The organism is Arthrobacter sp. STN4 (assembly GCF_024539665.1).
GTDB lineage: Bacteria > Actinomycetota > Actinomycetes > Actinomycetales > Micrococcaceae > Specibacter.
Genome location: NZ_JAKZGX010000021.1, coordinates 44,601 through 64,714, shown reverse-complemented (window position 1 = coordinate 64,714; position 20,114 = coordinate 44,601). Strand labels below are relative to the sequence as shown.

19 protein-coding genes and 1 pseudogene are annotated in these 20,114 nt (G+C 67.8%); 9 read left to right on the top strand and 11 right to left on the bottom strand.

Annotated features, from left to right (window positions below; genetic code table 11):
- On the bottom strand, positions 1-245 hold a 245-nt coding region (locus tag MMF96_RS14395), incomplete at its 3' end, for a hypothetical protein (RefSeq protein ID WP_375141443.1).
- A gap of 1,082 nt (positions 246-1,327) precedes the next feature.
- On the opposite strand from MMF96_RS14395, the gene MMF96_RS14390 reads away from it, so the two are divergent.
- Complete coding sequence (locus MMF96_RS14390; protein ID WP_176616008.1) at positions 1,328-1,594, top strand: Rho termination factor N-terminal domain-containing protein; 267 nt, start codon at positions 1,328-1,330, stop codon at positions 1,592-1,594.
- A gap of 99 nt (positions 1,595-1,693) precedes the next feature.
- Here MMF96_RS14390 and MMF96_RS14385 read toward each other — a convergent pair whose 3' ends face one another.
- The 5 genes from MMF96_RS14385 to MMF96_RS14365 all read right to left on the bottom strand — a co-directional run bounded on the left by MMF96_RS14385 (position 1,694) and on the right by MMF96_RS14365 (position 6,253).
- Positions 1,694-2,332, bottom strand: coding sequence for a nucleoside/nucleotide kinase family protein (locus tag MMF96_RS14385; protein ID WP_176616009.1), 639 nt, complete (start codon positions 2,330-2,332; stop codon positions 1,694-1,696).
- A complete protein-coding gene (locus tag MMF96_RS14380; RefSeq protein ID WP_256883924.1) occupies positions 2,329-3,285 on the bottom strand; it encodes a PfkB family carbohydrate kinase in 957 nt (318 codons plus the stop codon). The genes MMF96_RS14385 and MMF96_RS14380 overlap by 4 nt, the downstream gene beginning before the upstream one ends.
- On the bottom strand, positions 3,275-4,066 hold the full coding sequence (locus tag MMF96_RS14375) for an ATP-binding cassette domain-containing protein (protein ID WP_256883923.1): 792 nt from the start codon (positions 4,064-4,066) through the stop codon (positions 3,275-3,277). Before MMF96_RS14375 ends, MMF96_RS14380 begins: the two co-directional genes overlap by 11 nt.
- Positions 4,063-5,058, bottom strand: coding sequence for an ABC transporter permease (locus MMF96_RS14370; protein ID WP_176616011.1), 996 nt, complete (start codon positions 5,056-5,058; stop codon positions 4,063-4,065). Before MMF96_RS14370 ends, MMF96_RS14375 begins: the two co-directional genes overlap by 4 nt.
- Positions 5,059-5,203: 145 nt before the next feature.
- A complete protein-coding gene (locus tag MMF96_RS14365) occupies positions 5,204-6,253 on the bottom strand; it encodes a substrate-binding domain-containing protein (protein WP_176616012.1) in 1,050 nt (349 codons plus the stop codon).
- A gap of 152 nt (positions 6,254-6,405) precedes the next feature.
- Here MMF96_RS14365 and MMF96_RS14360 point away from each other — a divergent pair, with 152 nt between their 5' ends.
- The 4 genes and pseudogenes from MMF96_RS14360 to betT all read left to right on the top strand — a co-directional run bounded on the left by MMF96_RS14360 (position 6,406) and on the right by betT (position 11,314).
- A complete protein-coding gene (locus tag MMF96_RS14360) occupies positions 6,406-7,398 on the top strand; it encodes a LacI family DNA-binding transcriptional regulator (protein WP_256883927.1) in 993 nt (330 codons plus the stop codon).
- A gap of 14 nt (positions 7,399-7,412) precedes the next feature.
- Positions 7,413-8,432, top strand: a complete 1,020-nt coding sequence (gene fbaA, locus MMF96_RS14355; RefSeq protein WP_176616014.1) for a class II fructose-bisphosphate aldolase — start codon at positions 7,413-7,415, stop codon at positions 8,430-8,432.
- Between the two features lie 130 nt (positions 8,433-8,562).
- A complete protein-coding gene (locus MMF96_RS14350; protein WP_256883922.1) occupies positions 8,563-8,919 on the top strand; it encodes a DsrE family protein in 357 nt (118 codons plus the stop codon).
- Between the two features lie 119 nt (positions 8,920-9,038).
- Positions 9,039-11,314 (top strand): annotated as a pseudogene (gene betT, locus MMF96_RS14345) (choline BCCT transporter BetT).
- 69 nt (positions 11,315-11,383) lie between these two features.
- On the opposite strand, the gene MMF96_RS14340 reads toward betT, so the two are convergent.
- Entirely contained in the window at positions 11,384-11,929 is a 546-nt protein-coding gene (locus tag MMF96_RS14340; protein ID WP_176616017.1) for a YceI family protein, read from the bottom strand.
- Positions 11,930-12,046: 117 nt separating this feature from the next.
- Complete coding sequence (locus tag MMF96_RS14335) at positions 12,047-12,586, bottom strand: DUF2127 domain-containing protein (RefSeq protein WP_176616018.1); 540 nt, start codon at positions 12,584-12,586, stop codon at positions 12,047-12,049.
- A 38-nt stretch (positions 12,587-12,624) separates the two neighbouring features.
- Here MMF96_RS14335 and MMF96_RS14330 point away from each other — a divergent pair, with 38 nt between their 5' ends.
- Positions 12,625-13,227, top strand: a complete 603-nt coding sequence (locus MMF96_RS14330) for a Chromate resistance protein ChrB (RefSeq protein ID WP_256883921.1) — start codon at positions 12,625-12,627, stop codon at positions 13,225-13,227.
- A complete protein-coding gene (locus MMF96_RS14325; protein ID WP_375141442.1) occupies positions 13,224-14,438 on the top strand; it encodes an MFS transporter in 1,215 nt (404 codons plus the stop codon). The genes MMF96_RS14330 and MMF96_RS14325 overlap by 4 nt, the downstream gene beginning before the upstream one ends.
- A 349-nt stretch (positions 14,439-14,787) precedes the next feature.
- Here MMF96_RS14325 and MMF96_RS14320 read toward each other — a convergent pair whose 3' ends face one another.
- Both MMF96_RS14320 and MMF96_RS14315 read right to left on the bottom strand, forming a co-directional pair.
- A complete protein-coding gene (locus MMF96_RS14320; RefSeq protein WP_256883920.1) occupies positions 14,788-16,992 on the bottom strand; it encodes a bifunctional polysaccharide deacetylase/glycosyltransferase family 2 protein in 2,205 nt (734 codons plus the stop codon).
- Entirely contained in the window at positions 16,989-17,531 is a 543-nt protein-coding gene (locus tag MMF96_RS14315; RefSeq protein ID WP_256883919.1) for a hypothetical protein, read from the bottom strand. Before MMF96_RS14315 ends, MMF96_RS14320 begins: the two co-directional genes overlap by 4 nt.
- A 197-nt stretch (positions 17,532-17,728) precedes the next feature.
- On the opposite strand from MMF96_RS14315, the gene MMF96_RS14310 reads away from it, so the two are divergent.
- Both MMF96_RS14310 and MMF96_RS14305 read left to right on the top strand, forming a co-directional pair.
- The gene (locus tag MMF96_RS14310) at positions 17,729-18,379 is read left to right on the top strand and encodes an alpha/beta hydrolase (protein ID WP_256883918.1); all 651 of its coding nucleotides are present in this window, start codon (positions 17,729-17,731) and stop codon (positions 18,377-18,379) included.
- Positions 18,376-19,410, top strand: a complete 1,035-nt coding sequence (locus tag MMF96_RS14305) for an LLM class flavin-dependent oxidoreductase (protein WP_256883917.1) — start codon at positions 18,376-18,378, stop codon at positions 19,408-19,410. Before MMF96_RS14310 ends, MMF96_RS14305 begins: the two co-directional genes overlap by 4 nt.
- 29 nt (positions 19,411-19,439) lie before the next feature.
- Here MMF96_RS14305 and MMF96_RS14300 read toward each other — a convergent pair whose 3' ends face one another.
- The gene (locus tag MMF96_RS14300; RefSeq protein WP_256883916.1) at positions 19,440-19,961 is read right to left on the bottom strand and encodes a hypothetical protein; all 522 of its coding nucleotides are present in this window, start codon (positions 19,959-19,961) and stop codon (positions 19,440-19,442) included.
- Positions 19,962-20,114: the final 153 nt, after the last annotated feature.

The window sequence follows — 20,114 nt, the reverse complement described above, 5'->3', positions numbered from 1 at the left end:
TCCAGTTCCTGGGCCCAGGAGACGGCCTGGGCATCGCTGAGGGCGTCGACGTCCAAGCCCAGCGGGGCCGCGGCATGCGGCCCCGGGCCGGGGCCGGGGCCGGGGCCGGGTGTGGCCGGGGCGGCTGCCGTTGCGGAGCGGGCCAGGGCCGCGGCCAGGGCGATCAGCCGGCGGACGTGCCCGTCGGCGTTGCTGCGCTCCTGTGTGGAACCGGGCTGTCCCGGCGTCCCTGCCATTGCTTCCATACCCATAAGACTATCCGGGACCACTGACAAAAACAGGCAGTTATCCGAACATGTGTACTATTCAAGGCGCGGCCCGCCCTGTGGAGGAAACAACGCCCAAAAGACCCGCACCGGACGCCGGGAGAACGGTGGACCGACGTTGCTGACGGGCTGAACCGCAGGCCCGGACCCGGTCGCAGGCCCTACCCGACGGACGCCGACACGCAGGCTCGAGGACGCCCAAGCTTGGCTTCGCCTGCGCCGAAACACGGAAGCTCCGGTCCAACGGCAGGCTGCTGTTCCCCGGCGCCCGGCCGGTCCGTGCGGCCAGTGGGCGCACCTGCCCCGGCCATGCCGGGAGGGCCGAGTGGCCAAGTGAAAGGACAGCGTCATGGCTGGGGACGATGAGTCCGGGCGCCGCCTTCATCTGCACGGGCCCGAACCGGCGGCATTGCATGTAGCCGGCGTTTTTTGCAGTGCCCTGGATGCCTTCGCGGGCCCGCCCGGCACGCCGATTGAAGTTGTCATTCAGTGTGGGGCTGCCGCCGGGCTGCCGGCCGACGGGGCATTGGCTGGCCTGGCGGCCCAGGTCATGGAGGGCTGCGCGAACCTGACAGCCTGTGAAAACAGCATGGGTCCGCTGCCATCGACAGCGGCACGCTTCCGCTCGGTGTGTCGTCCGTGCCGTCCGGTGTCGTCCATCCCGCCCGGCTGCAGCGGAACCACCGTGCCTACGTCGGGCTGTAAATGCCGGCGACTGGCATCGCCAACCCTTCGATGCGGCCAGCTTGGGTGCCGGCGTGCCCTGCAAGCCCCGTCGCCGCCCGAGGCGCCGCCCACCCCCGTCGCCGCCCGAGGCGCCGCCCACCCCCGTCGCCGCCCGAGGCGCCGCCCACCGCCGCCGCCGCCCGAGGAGGGGCCCGGCGTCGTGCATCCCACGGCCAGAAGGCGCCTTGCCCCGCGGCCGTGGCCGGCCCGGCACCGTGTGACCCGGCCCAAGAATCCCTTGCGCGCTTCCGGCTGCGCCTTTAGCGTGGAAAACGTAGCTGCAATATCCGGGTTGCGGGCCGTGCCCGCAGGGAATGGCAAGCGGGAGGCGCGAAATGCCAGGGAAGAAGAATCCAAGCCTGAAGGATCCCGAAATGTACGAGGAATTGCGGGACGATGGCGCGTCCAAGGAAAAGGCGGCCAGGATCTCCAACGCGGCGGCCAAAAGAGGGCGCGCAGCGGTGGGCCGTAAAGGTGGCAAGGCCGGGTCCTATGACGACTGGACCGTTGCACAGTTGCGTGCCAAGGCCAAGGAGATCGGCCTGAGCGGATATTCGAGCCAGCGCAAGCAGGAATTGATCGACTCACTGCGAAACTCCTAGTTCAGGCGGCGGTGCCGTGCAGGTGCAGTGCCGGGCGCGGTGCCGAGACAAGCGGGATCGCCCGCCCAGTGTGGGTCGCCAGCGTCAAGGCCGCGGCGGTTATTTCACCGTGAGCCGCAGCACCCGGTCTGCCCGGTGGGACATGGATTCGATGAGCCTGGCGTTGTCCTCGTCGCTTCCCAGGGCCCACAGGCGCGCGTCGGCGGCGGACTTGCCGTAGTCCATGTGGCGGGAAATGAGCCAATTGTGCCGGTGTTCCCGGGCCGGGTTGAGAAACCACGATTCAGTGAGGCAGTCGCGGGCCGACGGCCAGGCGCCCGACTCGGCGAGCAGGTAGTTTCCTTCCGTCACGACCAAGGGGACTTCGGCCAGGACGGGGATGCTGCCGGCTATGGGTTCCTCCAAGTCACGGTTGAAACTAGGGGCGTAGATGACTTCGCCGGACTTTTGCCCGCGAATTCGCTGAATCAGGTTGGCGTATCCCGCATCGTCAAAAGTCTGGATGGCACCCTTCACCTGGCGAAGCCCCTTCGCCAGCAATACGGCATTCGAGAGGTGAAAGCCGTCCATCGGAACCAGCACTGCCTTGTCAGGGCCCAGGGCATCCACAATCTGGCTGCCGACGGTGGATTTTCCGGCACCAGGGGGGCCCGTGATGCCCAGGATTGCCCGGCCTCCCGTCGCGGCCAGGACGCCGGCACTGGCGATGAGGTCTTCAAGATGGACAGTTGTTGTCATGGCCGTTCCGTCCTCAAGTGGTCAAGGGGTTTTTCCCCGGCAATCAGGCCGAGCCATTCCCGCGTACCGGGAACGGTGCATTTCAGTGCCGCCAGGCGGGCGGCAAATCCCAGCGAAGTGGCGGGGTCGGGCGCCTGCCCGGCCCCGTCAAGGGCTGTTCGGGCAAGGCTATAGGCACCGTGGAAGAAATCGCCCGCACCCAAGGTGTCCACGGCGTGGATCTGTTCCACGGCCACGCTGCCTTCACGGAGATGGGTCCGCCACTCGATGGGAGAGGGGCCGGCCGTCACGGCGGCAAGCGCGGCACCCCCGTCCAGGATCCACTGCATCGGCCCCTCCGGGTGGGACGGGACGGCAAAATCCGCCGAACAGATGACGTCCGTTGACAGCGGAACGAGCTCGGCCATGACCGGCTTCCACCGGCCGGCGTCGAGCACCCGGGGAATGCCCAGGTCCCTGCCCCATCTGGCCGCTGCCACCTGGAGGTCGGGATGGTGGCCGTCAAGATGCACGACGTCGGCGCGGCCCAGGGATTCCAGGACGGACCCGATGTCCCCTGCCGCGGCGGATCCCGCCCGGTTTCCCGGCGCTGATTGCGCGTCAGTCGAGACGATCTGCCGGTCCCCGGTCGCGTCGTCGATGGTGATGGTTGAGACCGCCGGTTGGTACCTGGCCCCTGCGAGGTCGGCCACGATCACACCGTGGGATGCGAGGTCCTCCCGAATGACAGTGGAAATGCTGCCGTGGCCCAGCCGCGTCACCAGGGTTGCCTTGCCCCCGAGCCGGGCGAAGAGCACCGCCGCGTTGAGGGCCGGGCCCCCGCCGGCAACGTCCTGGCGCAGGGCCGTGGCCTTCGCATTGCGCCCGGGCAGTTCGCTGACGCGCTGGATGATGTCCAGCGTGGCCAGTCCCACGAAGATTCCGTGCGGCCTGGAGGGCGGTTCATGCCCCACCGTTGCGTTCCTCCTCCGTTGGTTCCAGGGCGCCCGTCATCAACGCGACGACGTCGGACATGCTGCGCGCCGTGGGATCCACCACTGCTGCACGCTTGCCCAGGCGGTGCACGTGGATCCGGTCGGCCACTTCAAAGACGTGCGGCATGTCATGGCTGATGAGGATGACCGGCAGGCCGCGCTCCCGAATCTGGCGGATCAGGTCCATCACCATGCCTGATTCCTTCACGCCCAGCGCGGCGGTGGGTTCGTCCATGATGATGACACGCTTGCCGAACGCCGCGGAACGGACCACGGCCACGCCCTGCCGCTGGCCACCCGAGAGGGTCTCCACGGCCTGGGTAGCCGATTTGATGCCGATTTTCAGGTCGGAGAGGTGTTGCATGGATTCGCTGCGCATCCGCGGCTTGTCGAGTTGGCGCAGTACGGAGCCCATGAATCCCTTTTTGCGCAGTTCGCGGCCCAGGAACACGTTGCTGGCGATGTCCAGGGCAGGGATTACGGCCAGGTCCTGGTACACCGTTTCAATGCCATGGTGCCGGGCGTCAAGGGTGGTTTTGAACCGGACCGGTTCGCCGTCCATCTTGATTTCGCCGGAATCGGGCACGAGCGCACCGGACAAGGCCTTGATCAGGCTGGACTTGCCGGCACCGTTGTCGCCAATGACGGCCAACACCTCGCCGGCGCGTAATTCGAATTCAGCCCCGTTGATCGCGGTGACTGAACCATAGCGCTTGACCAGGTTGTGCGCTTCGAGCACGACTGCCTGTGGCTTGTTCACTGTGTCCTCCTGCGGGCCAGCTGGTCAAAGGCGACGGCCAGAATGACCAGGGCGCCTGTGGCAATGTTCTGGTAAAGGTTGTCCACCCCGATGAGTGTCAGGCCGTTGCGCAGGACCCCCACTATCAGCGTCCCGATAAGGGTCCCCACCACGGATCCCCGGCCGCCGAAGAGGCTCGTGCCGCCGATGACGACGGCGGTGATCGTATCCAGGTTGGCCGTCTGGTAGGCGTTGGGGTCGGCATTGGGGATGCGTCCCAGGGCCGCCCAGGCGGCAATCATGGCGATCACCCCGGTCATGATGTACACCATCACGAGGGTCCGGTTGATCTTGATGCCGGTGAAGCGGGCCGCCGTCGGATTGCCGCCCACCGCATAGACGTGCTGGCCGCCGGCGGTTTGGCGCAAAACGTAGAAACAGACGGCGTAAACAATGACCAGCACCCCCACGCCCAGCGTGGTCCGCCAGGCGCCGATTCCAAAGTCCTGGCCAAAGAATGTCAGCAGCGGGCTCGTCACCGGATAGGTGGCCGAACCGGCATACAACTGGCTGGCGGCCGCGACCGCCGTATAGGTGCCCAGGGTGACGATGAAGGGCGGCAGCCGGAGAAACGAGACCAATGAGCCGTTGACGGCGCCGATGGCCACGCACACCACCAGTGCGATAAGCAGGGCCCCGAAGCCGCCGGCCTGCGGTACGGTCTTGGCCATCACGATGGTGCCCAGGACCGCAATGGCACCGATGGAAAGGTCAATGCCGGCCGTCAGGATCACAATTGTCTGGGCCACGGCCAGAATCCCAATCACAATGGATTGCTGGCCGATCAACGACAGGTTGTAGGGAGTCAGGAACCGGGGCGAGCCGATGGCAAACACGATGACGGCAACGATGAGTGCTGCCAGGGGGCCCACAAGCGGTTGCCGTGCAACCCAAGTCCAATCACGGTGTGTCCGTGGCGGGGCGGGGCTGATCTGGGTGGTGCTGGTAGTCATGGCTTACCTTCCTTGAGCGCCTGTGCAAGGGTGCCCTTCAGCGGCAGTGGCGGGTGAATGGCGGGCGCCGGGGCGGGGAGCGCGCACCGTCCGGTCCGGCCGTGCCCACCCCTGCCGGGGGACAGGGGTGGGCAGGGCGTGGTGACTAGCCCCAGCAGTTCTGCAGGCCCCAGGCGGTGTCCTTTGAGTCCAGCCCGGCAACAGGGTGGTCGGTGATGAGCTGTGCCCCCGTGTCAATGAAGCCGCTGGGCTTGGTGCCGTTCTTGGCGAAAGTGACCACGGCGTCAACGCCCTGCTGGGCCATCTTGGCGGGGAACTGCATGACCGTGGCACCGATCTTGCCGGATTTCACGTTCTGCACACCCGTGCAGCTGCCGTCAATCGAGGCCATGGTGATTTGGCTCGTCTTGCCGGCTGCGGAAATGGCCTGGTAGCCACCGGCAGCGGCCGGTTCGTTGATCGTGTATACCGAGTTGGCGTCGGGAACACGCTGGAGCAGGTTTTCCATGGCGGTCTGGGCCTTGGTCTGGTCTCCGTTGGTGTTTTCCATGCCGGCGATCTCGGGGGAGCCGGGCTTGATGCCCATGCCTTCGAGGAAGCCGTTGTGGCGGAAATCGTCCACCGTGCCGCCGGGAGTGCCGTCAAGCATCAGGAGCTTGGGCGTCTTGGTGCCAAGCGTCCCCTTGACCCACTTGCCTTCGAAGACGCCTGCCTGCTTGTTGTCCGTGGCGTACGTTGCGTCCACCGCGTTGGCCGGGTCGGTTGCCGTGTCGAGGGCAATGACCACGACGCCGGCATCCCGAGCCTGCTTGATGGCGGAAAGAATGCCTGTGGATGAGTTCGGCGTGATCAGGATTCCCTTGACGCCCTGGCTGACCAGGTTTTCAATCGCGGTCACCTGGCCTTCATTGTCGCCGTCGAACTTGCCGGCGAGGGCAATCAGGTCGGCGCCCTTCTTGGCGGCTTCAGCCTTGGCCGCTTCGCGCAACTTGACGAAATACGGGTTCGTATCCGTTTTGGTGATCAAGCCGATCTTGACGTTGCCCGCCCCGCCGCTGCCAGAGGATGCGGGCGTCCCGGATCCTCCGCAGGCTGATGCCGTCAGTGCGATGGCGCCTGCCAGGACGAGGGCTGAAAGGGAGCGGTGGATCCCGCTGCGGGGGGTGGTTTTCCTGGGACTGCGGTTCTTCGTCATCTGGACTCCTTCGACCAGTGAGGCAGGGGCCTGCCATCGAGTGGCTCCACTCTAAGCACCTCGCAAACGCTTGCGCAAGCGTTTGAATTAAAATAATGTGAGAACTGCCACATCGTGGAACCACTGCACTGAAGGAGGCCCCCTTGGGCACCATGGCCGACGTCGCCCGGGAAGCGGGAGTCTCCATCAGCACGGTCTCCCATGTGCTCAACGCGACGCGGGCCGTCAGCCCGGAAACGCGGCAACGCGTGGTGGACGCCATGGCGGCAACGAACTTCCGGCGCAATGTCCTGGCCACGGCGCTGGTGACGTCGCGGACACACGCCATCGGCCTGTCCATCTCCGCCTTGCAGAACCCGTATTTCGCCAACCTGGTCCACTCCATCGAGAAACGCGCCTCCGCCAGGGGCTACAGCCTGGTCATGGGGGACTCGCACGACGACGAGGAGGTGGAGGGCGCGCTGTTGGGCACGCTGCTGGACCGGCGCGTTGACGGCATGATCATTGCCCCCGCCCCGCACAGCGAAACTGCCAACCTCCCGCGCGTGCTCAACGACGGCACCCCGGTGGTCCTGATCGACCGGCACGCGGACGTGGAGTGTGACCAGATCGCTCCGGACAACGTCGAGCCGACGCGACTGATCTCCAGCCACCTCGTCGAATTGGGCCACAGCTACATCGCGGCCGTCACCGGCCTGCCGGCGATACAGTCCACCGAGGAGCGGATCCAGGGTTTCGAAGCAGCCATTGCACAAGGCGGCCCTGGGGTGAAGTCGACCATGGTCCGCGGAAATTCCAAGGCCAAGGAGGCCTACCGGGCCGTCCGCAGGCTGTTCAGCGGCACGTCGCACCGGCCCACGGCGCTGGTTGTCCTGAACAATGCCATGACCATTGGGTCGATGCAGGCCTTGAAGGACCTGGGGCTCAGGGTGCCCGGTGACGTCGCCCTGACATGCTACGACGACTTTGAATGGGCTGATGTGTTCGAGCCGCAGCTCACCGCCATCGAACAAGACGTCAAGGCCATGGGCCACACGGCCGTGGACCTTTTGATCGACAGGATTGACGGCAAGGCCGGGCCACGCAAAGTGCTGCGCACCAAGACCATTTACCACCACCGGAATTCCTGCGGCTGCACCAACTGACCAAGGAGCCTGCCATGCCCATTGCCACCCCGGATGAATACAGCGCGATGCTGGACACTGCCAAGGCGGAACGGTTCGCCTACCCGGCCATCAACGTCACCTCTTCCCAGACGCTGAACGCGGCATTGCGCGGCTTTGCCGAGGCGGAGAGTGACGGCATCATCCAGGTGTCCGTCGGCACCGCGCAATACCTTTCGGGAGCGGCACGAAACCGGATGGCGGGCTCGCTGGCATTGGCTGCCTATGCCCATGAGGTGGCCCCGCACTACAACGTGCGGATTGCCCTGCATACCGACCACTGCCCAAAGGCCAACCTTGACGACTGGGTCCTGCCGCTGCTGGAGCATTCGATCCGGCGGGTCAAGGAAGGGCGGCTCCCGCTTTACCAGTCCCACATGTGGGACGGCTCGCAATTGCCGCTGGCCCAGAATCTACAGGTGGCCGACCGCCTGCTGGCGCTGTCCGGCCGGGCACGGACCATCCTCGAGGTTGAAGTGGGCGTGGTTGGCGGCGAGGAGGACGGCCTCGTGGGGGCCATGGACGAGAGGCTCTACACCACCGTCGATGAAGCCCGGCAGCTCATGACGGCCCTGGGCACCGGGGACCGAGGCCGGTACCTGGCCGCCCTGACATTCGGCAACGTGCACGGCGCCTACAAGCCGGGCAAGGTGAAACTTCGGCCTGCCCTTTTGGGCGAAATCCAGGCCGCCCTGGCGCAGGAGACCGGCATTGAACGGCCCCTGGACCTCGTGTTTCACGGCGGTTCCGGCTCAACCGCCGGGGAAATCAGCGAAGCAGTCCGCCACGGGGTGGTCAAGATGAACATTGATTCGGACACCCAATACGCCTTCACCCGCTCCATTGCCGGCTACATGCTGTCCCGCTACGACGAAGTCCTCAAGGTTGACGGTGAGGTGGGGGTGAAGAAGTCCTACGACCCGCGGTCTTGGGGAACGCCCGCCGAGCAGGCCATGGCAGGCCGTGTCATGGAAGCGGCCCGGCAGCTCGGATCGGCCGGCCGAAGCCTGAAATAACGGACGGTTGGGGGTGTCCGGTACACAGTGCCGGGGCCCGCGCGGCGACGCTGCCGCTGTGCCCTAAGTGCCGGGATCGCGGCCCCAATCGATGCTTGATAGGGTCGAGGTTCCACTGAAAGGACACATCATGGTTGAGCGCAACGACGCACCGCGGGGCCTGCTGATGCACGGATTCGGTGTGGGTGCCGAAAACGTGGCGGGAGTTTTCCGCAGTGCCCTGAACGCTGCCGCCGGCCTCCCCGGCGCGGACATTGAAATTGTCATCCAGGGCCCGGCCGTTGCGGCGCTGGTTTCCGGGGGAGCCCTGGCCGGGCCGGTGGCCGAGGCCCTGCAGCGCGGCATCGCCGTCCGCGCCTGCGAAAACAGCATGCGCTCGGCAGCCGTGGATGCGGCCGGCCTGGCACCTGGCATCCTGCCGGTCCCGTCCGCCGTCGTCCACCTCGCCCAACGGCAGTGGGAGGGCTGGGCCTACATCCGCCTGTAAGCTCGGAAAGGCAGGCCGCCACCGCGCACCACCCGTGCCGCGCCGGTGACCTGGCATGGGCTGCCGGTGGCCTGTCCGGCCCGGTGTGGGAATGCGGAACTGGAACAAGGGAGACGATCATGGCCGACCCCGAAAACGCCCGGCACGGCCGGAGGCACGCCCCCGAAGCCATGGTCGAACGCAGCCGGTTCGGCGCCACCGATCGGCGCAGGCCCCAGGAGCCGGACGAGAACCGCCCGCCGATCACCAGCAGCGAACTGAGCAAGGGGCCCGCCGAGCTGGCCACCGCGGCCCAGCTTGCCGAGGGCCGCAAGCCGCATGTCAACTGGCGCGTGTTCATTATTTCCGCCGCCATCATCATTGCCTTCTCCGTCTGGGCCATGGCCATGCCCCAAGGTGCCAGGGACACCATGCATGCGGTGGTCACCTGGATCGCGACGAACCTCGGCTGGTATTACGTCCTCACCATCACCCTGGTCATCGTGTTCGTCCTGTGGGTGGCCTTGTCCAAGGAAGGCAGTGTGCGCCTGGGGCCGGACCATTCCCGCCCCCAATACAACCTGTTCACCTGGGTGGCCATGCTCTTCGCCGCCGGGGTGGGCATCGACATGCTCTTTTACTCGGTGACCGGGCCCATCACCCAATACGTCTCGCCGCCGTCGGGCACGCCGGAATCCGCTGTCGCGGCCCAGGATGCGGTGGTCTGGACCATGTTCCACTACGGCATTGCCGGCTGGTCCATCTATGCCCTGCTCGGCATGGCCATGGGCTACTTCGCCTTCCGCTGGGGCATGCCGCTCTCCATCAGGGCCGCCCTCTACCCGCTGCTGGGCAAGCGGTGCGCGGCGCCACCGGCGACGCCATCGACATCTTTGCCCTCGTGGGCACCGTCTTTGGCGTGGCCACCTCGATGGGGATCGGCGTGGTCCTGCTCAACGTCGGAATCGCCTGGCTCTTCGGGCTGCAGGAGGGCCTGGCCCTGCAGATTGCCCTGGTGGCCGTGGCCGTCATCATGACTGTCGCAGCCTGCACCTCAGGGGTGGACAAGGGCATCCGGATCATTTCCGAGCTGAACCTGTGGGCGGCGGCGGCCATGATGCTTTACATCCTGGTCACCGGCAACACCTCCTTCCTGCTCAACGCCATGGTGGAGAACATCGGCCGGTTCATCTTCACCCTGCCGGAACGCACCCTGCAGACCTTTGCGTATTCGCCCGGCGGCGTCGACTGGATGGCCGGCTGGACCTTGTTCTTCTGGGCTTTTTGGCTGGCGTGGGGTCCGTTTGTGGGACTGTTCCTGGCCCGCATTTCCCGCGGACGCACGCTGCGCGAGTTCGTCATTGCCGCCATCACCGCCCCGGTGCTGTGTGACTTCTTCATTGTCTCGATCTTTGGCAACAGCGCCCTGCGTGAAGTGCTGGACGGGAACGCCGCCTTTGCCCAGGAAGCCATCAAGAGCCCTGAACACGGCTGGTATTCGCTGCTGCAGATGTTCCCGGGTGCGCCGTTCCTGATTGGGCTGGCCACGCTGTCCGGGCTGCTGTTCTACCTCACCAGCGCCAATTCCGGGGCCATGGTGATGAGCAACTTCTCTTCCTCCATTCCGGACCCTTCCGTGGACGGGGCGAAGTGGCTGCGCATCTTTTGGGCCCTCGTCACCGCCCTCCTCACCGTGGCCATGCTGGTGGCCGGCGGCGTGGCAACCATGGAGTACGCAACGCTGATCTTCGCCCTGCCGGTGACAGTCATCGCCTACCTCGTCATGGCCTCCTTTTCGAAGGTCCTGCGGATGGAGCGGGCCGAACGCGAGGGCCAGGTGATGCGGCGCCGCTCGGCCGCGATGCACGGCGGGCAGACACCGGAAAAGACCTGGCGCCAGCGGCTGGCCCACCTGCGCTCCTACCCGTCCACCAAGGCCGTGGCGCAGTTCATGGACCGTGTGGTGGAGCCTGCGCTGCGGGACGTGGCCGATGAGTTCAAGCAGCTGGGCTACGATGCCGCACTGACGTCCACCCCCAACGCCGAGACGGGCATCCACGAACACACCCTGGTGGTCAACATGGAGCAGCACCGCAATTTCCATTACCAGGTGGCCGCGGTGGAGGCCCCGGTGCCCATGTTTGGCGGACGCAGCATGTCCCGGGAGACCGACGTCTACTACCGCCTGGAGGTGTTCACGCTGACCGGCACCGAGGGCTACGACCTCATGGGCCTGACGCGCCAACAGGTCATCAACGATGTCCTGGACCGCTACGAGGCCCACCTGTCCTTCCTGCGGTACTCCAGTGAGCGCGACTACGCCTCCGTGCTCACCCCGCCCCCGCCGGGCACCGAGCCCATCCCCAAGGTGTCCCTGAAGGACGACGGCGGGGACGACGACGGACGGAAGGCGTAGCTCCCGGGGCCGGGCGGCACAAAAGCCCTCCGGCCCGGGTGCGGGGCCGGAGGGCTTTAGGTCCCGGGGTCAGGCCTGCTTCACGAGTGCCGCGTCAAGCTCGATCTTGACCTTGTCGCTGACCAGCAGTCCGCCGGCCGCCAAGGCAGCGTTCCAGGTCAGGCCGAATGCCTTGCGGCTGATCTCGGCCTCGGCGGTGAAGCCGGCGCGGGTGGCGCCGAAAGGGTCCACGGCCACGCCGGTGAACTCCACTTCCAGTTCCACCGGCTTGGTGACGTCGCGGATGGTGAGGTCCCCGGTCAAGGTGTACTCCTCGCCGTCGCCCTCGATTGCAGTGGCCCGGAACTTCATCTCGGGGTACTTGTCCGTGTCGAAGAAGTCCGCACTGCGCACGTGCTGGTCACGGTTCGCGTCGCCGGAGTCAAAGCTGGCGGTCTTGACGACGGCGTGCAGGGTGGAGTTGGCCAGCGAGTCGCCCACCCGGGCCTCTGCCGTGGCGTCCATGAAGCGTCCGCGGACCTTGCTGATGCCGGCGTGGCGGACGGTGAAGCCGATCTCGCTGTGGGCAAGGTCGAGCGTCCAAACGCCCTCGCTGAGTTCTGTAGGCAGTGTCATTGATATTCTCCTGATGGTGCGGATGGACAAATGAAGGTGTGGTCGGCAAGGGCCACGTCAAGCTAAACACAACGTCCCGCCCGGCACCAGACCCCTTGGATCAACCCGCGGCGGGGGTCAGCCTTGGTCCGTGCCCGGCCCGTGGTTCGACGCCGGCTGACTGGCGGCCTGGCCCGCCGTCCGTCCCCGGCGGGCCCTGTATTCGCGCAGCGTGAGCCAGACGATGAAGATGTCGAAGGCGGTCAGCAGCGCCATTCCCCAGGTGAAGGCGACCACCAGTTCATAGCACTGGTAGACGATGAAGACCAGCAGGAAGACGACCATCCACGGGTATGCCCAGAGCCTGTCCCTGAGCACGGCCCAGACCAGGGCCACTTTCACCAGGCCGTGCAGCAGCAGGTAGATGGCGCCGAACAGGGTGGCGGAGAGGGTCAGGCTCCCGGCCAGGTGCACCAGCGTCGTGGCCACGAGGTCGTGGGGGTCCTCGGAGAGTTCGTGCTGCGTCAGGAAACGGACCACCGAGCCCAGCTGGGCGGGCGAAACCAGCAGCAGGAGGATCCCTCCCACCAGTTCCAGGACGCCGTCCAGGCCTTTCAGGACCAGGCTGGCCCTGAACGTCTTGTCCAGTGCCGTGCTGCGCGGGCTTGCGTGCGTCATTTTCCCTCCAAAACGTAACGACTGTTACAATTCCAATTGTGACACAAAACAAGGGGTGGGTCCTGATCCTGCCACAGATTCCTTCCGAACCGTCCCGCCACCGCGTGGCCGTGTGGCGCCAGCTGCGCAAGGCCGGCGCCGTGCCGGTGTCCTCCGGGGTGTGGACGCTGCCGGCCGGCCCGGCATTCCAGGCGGACCTGGACCTCGCCGGCGAACTGTGCCGCAGGGGCGGCGGGACCCTGGCCGTCATTGACGCCTCCCCCCGGGATGAGGCGTCGGCCGCCATGCTCCGCGAGGCGTTCACCTCGGTCCGGCTGGATGAGTGGGCCGAGTTCACCGCCGATTGCGGCAAGTTCGAGGCCGAAATTGCCAAGGAGATCCAGAAGCGGAAGTTCACCTTTGCCGAGCTCGAGGAAGAGGAGCAAAGCCTGGAAAGGCTGCGGCGCTGGTACCGGGACCTGAAGAAGCGTGACGTGTTGGAACTGCCGGAAGCCAAGGCCGCCGGCGGGCGGCTGCGCGACTGCACGGTTGTCCTGGACGGCTACGCCGAGCAGGTCTACCAGGCCGTCCATGGCACGGCAGGTGACGGCGGCCCGTCGGTGTCAGCCCCGCCGGACGCTGGACAGGACTCCGCCCCGTGAGCGCCCCGCAACGCCGCAACGCCGCCGGGCCGGTGTCGACCGCCGCGCCCGGTCCCTCCGCCCGGGCCCTGGCCCCGCTCTATGCCGCGGGATTCACCACGGCCTTTGGCGCCCACAGCATCGCGGCAGGACTGGGCGCGGAAAGCGGCGGGATCGGACTGGGGCTGCTCACTTTTGGCGTGCTGCTGGCCCTGTACGACGTCGCCGAGGTCATCCTCAAGCCGGTCTTCGGATCACTGAGCGACAGGATCGGGGCCAAGCCCGTCATCGTGGCCGGCCTGGTGGGCTTTGCCGTCGCCTCCCTGCTGGGTACGACGTCGGCCAGCCCCCTCATGCTGGGGCTGGCCCGGCTGGGCCAGGGCGCGGCCGCCTCAGCCTTTTCCCCGGCCTCGTCGGCGGCGGTGGCGCGGCTCTCGGGCCCGGCGGCCGCCGGCAGCTACTTCGGCAAGTATGGTTCGTGGAAGGGATTGGGCTACGTGCTGGGGCCGTTGCTTGGTGCCGGGCTCATCTGGGCCGGCGGCTTCCCGGCCCTGTTCCTGTCGATGGCCGTCATCTCGGCCGTGGCCGCGGCATGGGTCTGGCTCGCGATGCCCGCGCTGCCGGTCCTCCCGCGCCCGCGGTACACCGTGGCCGAGCTGGTCCGCCAAAGCACCCGGCGGTCCTTCCTGGTGCCCACCCTGGTGCTGGCCGCAGCCACGGGTTCGCTGGGCGTGGCCGTCGGCTTCCTGCCGCTGCTGGGCAGCAGGCTGCACCTGGACGTGTTCGCCAGCATGGCCGTCGTGGCGTTCCTTGCCCTGTCCTCGACACTGACCCAGCCGTTGGCCGGCCGGCTGCGGGACTGCGGGCGCGTGTCCGCCCCGGCCGGCATGGGACTCGGCCTGGGCATGATCGCTGCGGGAATCGCACTGCTCGCGGTGGTGCCGCTTCCGGTCACGCTCTACAGCTCCGCGGTGGTCATTGGTTGCGGGATCGGGATGGCCACCCCGCTTGGCTTTGCGCACCTTGCCGCCGCCACGCCGGCGGAGCGGATGGGGCGGACCATGGGCGCCGCTGAAATCGGGCGGGAGGCCGGGGACGCCGGCGGCCCGCTGTTGGTTGGCGCCATCGCCACCGTGGCCGGCCTCGCCGCGGGGCTGGGGACGCTGGCGCTCCTGGTTGCCGCAGCGGCGGTGGCGTCCGGGGCCCTGCTGCGCCGGGACCCTGTGGCCTGACGCGACCGCGCCGCCCGTCGAGGAAGGGGCCAAACCGCGAGAACGGTGTCTATTCACACCGTTCTCGCGGCTTGGCCCCGCTTTCGTTGGGGGAGCGCTGCGGAGCTACCCCCACTGGCGGCCGCGGCCGCCGATCCCGTCGACGTGCGCTTGAGGCGGGACATGGCAGGCATGGGTTCATCCTGCAATTTGGAAATGGCTGGCGCATGAAAGCCCTGGCCGGCGGCTGGGAAGTGGTTGTGAACCCGGGAAACTGTGCCCGACGCCACGGTGAACGGCAGTGGCCGGTGCCGTCCGCGAGGGACCGGCAAAAGGCTGCCTGCCGGCCCCATCGCAGCCGCCGCGAAATCTACGGCGCGGGCGACGCGGCGGTGTCCGGGCCGGGTTGGTTCCCTGCCGGAACGCGCAGGCTGCCGTACCGCTCCATGCGGTGCCACCGCAGGTGCACGCCGGCCACGGCGGTGACCACCGATTGGATGACGACCAGGTACATGAGCTGGCGGTACACGAACTGCTGGAGCGGCAGCGTCCAGAGCGGGCGAAGCTTCTCATGGTCGAGCCGGAAGGCGTAGGCGGCCATGAGGCATTGCACCAGCAGGAACGCCAGCCAGAGGGCCCCGATGCGGACCGGGTCAAGAAAGATCAGCCCGTAGACGGCAAAGACGTCGACGACGGGGGCGAACAGCGGAAGCAGCACCTGGAAGACCAGCAGGTAGCTGAGCCCGCGCCGGCCCAGCTTGCCGGCCTGCCCGCGCTGCACCATCGCCCCGCGGTGCTTCCACATGGCCTGGAGCGTGCCGTAGCACCAGCGGTAGCGCTGCTTCCACAGCGCGCCCAGGTCCGCCGGGGCTTCCGTCCAGGCCCGCGCGTCTTCCTGGTACACCACGCGCCACCCGTCGCGGCACAGCGCCATGGTCAGGTCGGTGTCCTCGGCGAGCGTGTCGTCGCTGACCCCGCCCACAGCAGCCAGGGCGTCACGGCGGAAGGCTCCGATGGCCCCCGGGACGGTCGGCATGCACTCCGCGACGTCGAACAGGCGCCGGTCAAGGTTGAAGCCCACCACGTATTCAATGTGCTGCCAGGCACCCAGCACCCCGCCGCGGTTGGCCACCTTGGTGTTGCCGGAAATGGCGCCCACCCGCGGGTCGGCGAAGGGCTGGATGAGCGCATGGACGGTATCCGGCTCAAAGACGGTGTCGCCGTCGACCATCACCACCAGGTCGTGGCTGGCGGCTTCCAAGCCGGCATTGAGCGCCGAGGGCTTCCCGCCGTTTTCCTTGCGGATCACCCTGACGCCGGGCAGTCCCAACGCCTCGACGACGTCGGCCGTCCCGTCGCTCGAGCCGTCGTCGACCACGATGATCTCCACCGGGTGGCTCGAGGCGGCAATGGACCGGACAGCTGCCTCAATGCCTGCCGATTCGTTGTAGGCGGGCACGATGACGGTCACGGGTTCGGTGATCCCCCCGCCGACCGGCACGTCCACCCGCCTTCGCCCGCTGCCCTCCGCACGGCTGCGGCGCGCGGCGCGCCGGTGGCGGGCGGCAAAGCCCACCACCAGGACGGCCCGGATGAAGGTGACGATGCCGGCGGCCAGCAACGCCCAGGTGATGGCTGAGACAATGAAGTCGCTGACCCGGATGCCCCACACGAATGCCGTGCCGCTGAGCTTCTCCGCCGTGGTGGCCGGGCGCATGCTGTCAATGCCGATGGCGTGGCCCACCGTGGTGACGTGGTAACCCTTCGCGGCAAACCGGGACAGCGCGGAGTCGAGTGCGGCGACGGTCTGTGCCCGGTTGCCGCCGCCGTCGTGCATCAGGAGGACCTGGCCGTGCGGGCCGGCGGCCGTAAGGTTCCGTTCGATGGCGGCAACCCCCGGCCGCCGCCAGTCCTCGCTGTCCACCGTGCTCAGGACGGTGAGGTACCCCTGGCGGGCCACCGTCTGCATGGCCGACCACGTGCCGTTGGTGATCGCGTCGTTCTCGGAGCTGTACGGCGGACGCAACAGCGACGCGGCCTGGCCGGTGATGCCGATGACGGCGTTCCCTGCTCCCTGGACCTCCAGCTGGCGGCGCCAGGCGGGGGCCGTGCCGAGGTCGGTGTGGGTGAGGGTGTGGACGCCGATCTCGTTGCCGTCGGCGACGATGCGGCGCACGAGGTCGGGGTGGTCGATAGCCGCCGAACCAACGACGAAGAAGGTCGCGTGCACATGGTGTTTGCGCAGCACGTCAAGGATCTTCGGCGTCCACACGGGGTCGGGGCCGTCGTCGAAGGTGAGGGCGAGGGTGCGGGCCGGCGGGCTAACGGTCCGCACGGAACCGCCGCGGGCATCCACCACCGGGCCGCCGTGGGAGACGGCCTCCGGGACGGCGCTGGCAGAACCGCTGGAGGACACCGAGTCGTCGCCGATCCCGGCGAGGTGGTTCATGTAGCCCTGGACCATGAGGGCAAAACCCAGGGCGAGGATGACGGCGGCCAGGACCAGCCAATGGGCCCGGACACTGGCAGGGGCGGCACCCTTGCCCCGGCGCCCGGTCTGGTGGCGCACGCTCACGGGTGGGGGTGCGCCGTCGGCCGGGTGGCCTGGCCGGGGGCCGTGCCGCTCTTGCCGGGGGAGGTGGGTTGTGCGGTCGGGACGGCGGCGGGCGTGGGGACGGCAACCGCGGGCTGGGGCGTGGGGCTGGCGTTGCTCGGGGCGGGTGTCGTCGCCGGGAATGCCGCTGCCGGTGCGGGCGTGTTCCGGGCAACGGGGGCCGCTGCCGGTTGACGGTCGCTGGCGGGCACCGCCACGGCACTGGGCGCGGGCACCGCAGCGGCTGCCGGAAGCTGGCCGGGCGACGGCGTGGCAGTGGGGCGGGCCGGTGCCGCTGCCGGTGCGGGCGGAACGGGAACCAGCGGAAGGAAGGGGGCGGCAGCATTCGGCCCGGCGATCAACGCAACCAGCAGGAGGGCCACATAACCTGCCGCCAAGGCAAGTACCCCGAGACCCAGGACCTTGAACCGCCGCAGCCGGCGGCCGGACGCGTCGACAAAGACGGGTCCGTGCTGGGGCATGGGCAGTGTCTGGTCCGGGGCTTCGTGAATTGCTGGCATCAGTCATCGATTCTAGACGATGGGCCGCCAGTGTCACAAAAGGGTAACGGCCGGCGCTGCCGCGGCGCATCCCCGCGGGCCCGGTGCGCGTCGATCCCAAAGCGGGCGGCCAGACATAATTAGTTGAAGCTACAAGTAATTGGTGTATCCTTGCATTGAGTCAACGGCAACAGGATTCCCACACCCAAGGAGATTGAATGAACACCACATTGCGCGACGTGCGCTCGCCCGGCTGGACCGCCAACCCCGTTCCCGATGCCGTGGTGCTCATGCTCCACGGCTTCGGCTCGAACGAGCATGACCTTGCCTCCCTGGCGCCGGCCCTCGGCCTCAACCTGCCGTGGGCATCCCTGCGCGCACCGATTGAGCTTGGCAACGGCGGCGCGGCCTGGTTCCCCATCACCACGCCCGGGGTCCCCGACGCCGCCCCGGTGGAACAGGGAACGGAGGCCATCTGGGCCTGGGTTGAGTCCAATGTGGACCCCGGGACCCGGATTGTGCCCATCGGCTTCTCCCAGGGCGGGCTCATGGCCACCCAGCTGCTGCGCACGCGCCCCGAGCGGGTGCAGGCCCCCGTCGTCCTGGGCGGCTTCGTGCTGGGCGCGCCGCAGCCGGGGGACGACGCACTGCTCGCCGGCCTCCCCACGCTGTTCTGGGGCCGCGGCGCCGAAGACAGGGTGATCGCCCCGGTCGCCGTCGCCCGCACGAGCGAGTACCTGCCACGGCACACCTCCCTGGTTGAACGCGTGTACCCGGGACTGGCGCACAGCATCAACGCCGCGGAGCTCGACGACGTCCGCGGCTTCATCGCGGCCGAGGTGGGTGCCGCGGCGGTCGCCCGCGCATGAGCGCCCCGGCGCCCTTTGAGATCGGCATCTTCACCTTCGGCGAGCTCACCCGCGACGCCGCAGGGAAGCCGATCGATGCCTTGGCACGCACCCGCGACATCCTGGAATGGGCGCGTGTTGCCGACCAGGCCGGCCTGGACGTCTTCGGGGTGGGCGAGCACCACCGCGAAGACTTCGCCGTCTCCTCGCCCGCCGTGGTGCTGGCCGCGGCCGCGGCACAGACGCAACAGATCCGCCTCACCAGCACCGTCACCGTCCTCTCCAGTGCCGATCCGGTCCGCGTTTTCGAGGACTTCGCAACACTGGACCTGGTCAGCGGCGGGCGCGCGGAAATCACCGCCGGGCGGGGCGCCTACCTGGAGTCCTTTCCGCTGTTCGGCCAACGGCTGGAACGCTATGACGAATACTTCGAGGACCGGCTCGGGCTGCTGCTGCAGATCCGCGACGAAAACCCCGTCACCTGGAACGGCACCACCCGCCCGGCCCTGACGGATGCGGGAGTTTGGCCGCGCCCGGCCCAGGCTGCACTGCCCGTGTGGCTGGCCGTGGGCGGGACGCCGGCCTCCGCCGCGCGGGCCGGCAGGCTGGGGCTGCCGCTGTACCTGGCGATCCTGGGGACACCGGCGCGGTTCGCGCCCCTGGCCGGGCTCTACCGCAAGTCAGTCGGCCAGGCAGGCCGGGGGCCGGGGCGGATCGGGGTGACCTCGCACTTCTATGTGGAGGAAACCTCGCAAGGGGCAAGGAACACGTTCTTCCCGCACTATTCGCAGTACATCGGCCAGAACATGCCCCGGACCGGCCGGCTGGACCGCGCGGCCTTCGAGGACTGGGCCGGTCCCCGCGGTGCGCTGTTCGCCGGGAGCCCGGCCGAGGTCGTCGAGAAGATCCTGTGGGAGCACGAGGTTCTCGGGCATACGCGCTTCCTCGCCCAGGTGGGTCTGGGCGGGCTGTCCCAGGCAGCGACGCTGCGTTCCATCGAGCTGCTGGCCACCGAGGTGCTGCCGGCGGTCCGTGCGGCCCTGGGGCGGTAGGCCGCCCGCCCGGCGGCAGCCGGACCCCGTCAGGTTTTGCCCTTGCCCTTCTTGTCGTCAATGATCCCGCCGATCAGCCCCCCGATGGCCCCGCCCAGGACGCCGCCGGGAACCCCGCCCAGCAGGGTGCCGATGCCCGCCCCGATCCCTGACAGGCTGGAGCCGTAGCTGACCCTGGCGATCGTGACCGTCGTCGAGCCTCCGGGGTCAACGGACACTTCGAAGGAACCCAGGGCCGCTGATGCGATGACAAGTGCCACCGGGCTGGGCTTGGTTCCGGCGAGCATCTTGGCGTAAATCTCCCGGGTTTCGAAGTAGGCCCGCCGGGGATCGCCCTTTGGCTCGCCCGCCTCATATCCGAGCTTGTAGAGCCCGAGCAGGGTCTCCGCCTCTTCCTCGCTGACGACCTCCGCTGCCGTGAGCCTGGCCAGAACGGCCCGGTGTTCGGCAACATAGTCCCCCTTGTACTCCTCCATGATGCCCCGCGCCTCGACGCGTGCAGCGTGCATCAAATCCGGCAATCCGACGATGATGGCTGGTGTTGACTCCATGTGTCCCCTCCTATAGGTGCATGGACCTTTGGGTGCACGGACAACGCTACGCCGCTACTGGCCGGTTGTGACGGGTGTCACCTGGCATTCGGTGTTGATTTTGGGAGCGGTTCCCGTCCGTCGAGGGTCATCCCTGCCCTGCGGGTGTCGATC

What these genes read in the sequence shown, in the direction of transcription:
- MMF96_RS14390 (WP_176616008.1), top strand. Translation starts at nt 1,328, where the DNA reads ATGCCAGGGAAGAAGAATCCAAGCCTGAAGGATCCCGAAATGTACGAG.
- MMF96_RS14385 (WP_176616009.1), bottom strand. Translation starts at nt 2,332, where the DNA reads ATGACAACAACTGTCCATCTTGAAGACCTCATCGCCAGTGCCGGCGTC.
- MMF96_RS14370 (WP_176616011.1), bottom strand. Translation starts at nt 5,058, where the DNA reads ATGACTACCAGCACCACCCAGATCAGCCCCGCCCCGCCACGGACACAC.
- MMF96_RS14365 (WP_176616012.1), bottom strand. Translation starts at nt 6,253, where the DNA reads ATGACGAAGAACCGCAGTCCCAGGAAAACCACCCCCCGCAGCGGGATC.
- MMF96_RS14360 (WP_256883927.1), top strand. Translation starts at nt 6,406, where the DNA reads ATGGCCGACGTCGCCCGGGAAGCGGGAGTCTCCATCAGCACGGTCTCC.
- fbaA (WP_176616014.1), top strand. Translation starts at nt 7,413, where the DNA reads ATGCCCATTGCCACCCCGGATGAATACAGCGCGATGCTGGACACTGCC.
- MMF96_RS14350 (WP_256883922.1), top strand. Translation starts at nt 8,563, where the DNA reads ATGGTTGAGCGCAACGACGCACCGCGGGGCCTGCTGATGCACGGATTC.
- MMF96_RS14340 (WP_176616017.1), bottom strand. Translation starts at nt 11,929, where the DNA reads ATGACACTGCCTACAGAACTCAGCGAGGGCGTTTGGACGCTCGACCTT.
- MMF96_RS14335 (WP_176616018.1), bottom strand. Translation starts at nt 12,586, where the DNA reads ATGACGCACGCAAGCCCGCGCAGCACGGCACTGGACAAGACGTTCAGG.
- MMF96_RS14315 (WP_256883919.1), bottom strand. Translation starts at nt 17,531, where the DNA reads ATGCCAGCAATTCACGAAGCCCCGGACCAGACACTGCCCATGCCCCAG.
- MMF96_RS14310 (WP_256883918.1), top strand. Translation starts at nt 17,729, where the DNA reads ATGAACACCACATTGCGCGACGTGCGCTCGCCCGGCTGGACCGCCAAC.
- MMF96_RS14305 (WP_256883917.1), top strand. Translation starts at nt 18,376, where the DNA reads ATGAGCGCCCCGGCGCCCTTTGAGATCGGCATCTTCACCTTCGGCGAG.
- MMF96_RS14300 (WP_256883916.1), bottom strand. Translation starts at nt 19,961, where the DNA reads ATGGAGTCAACACCAGCCATCATCGTCGGATTGCCGGATTTGATGCAC.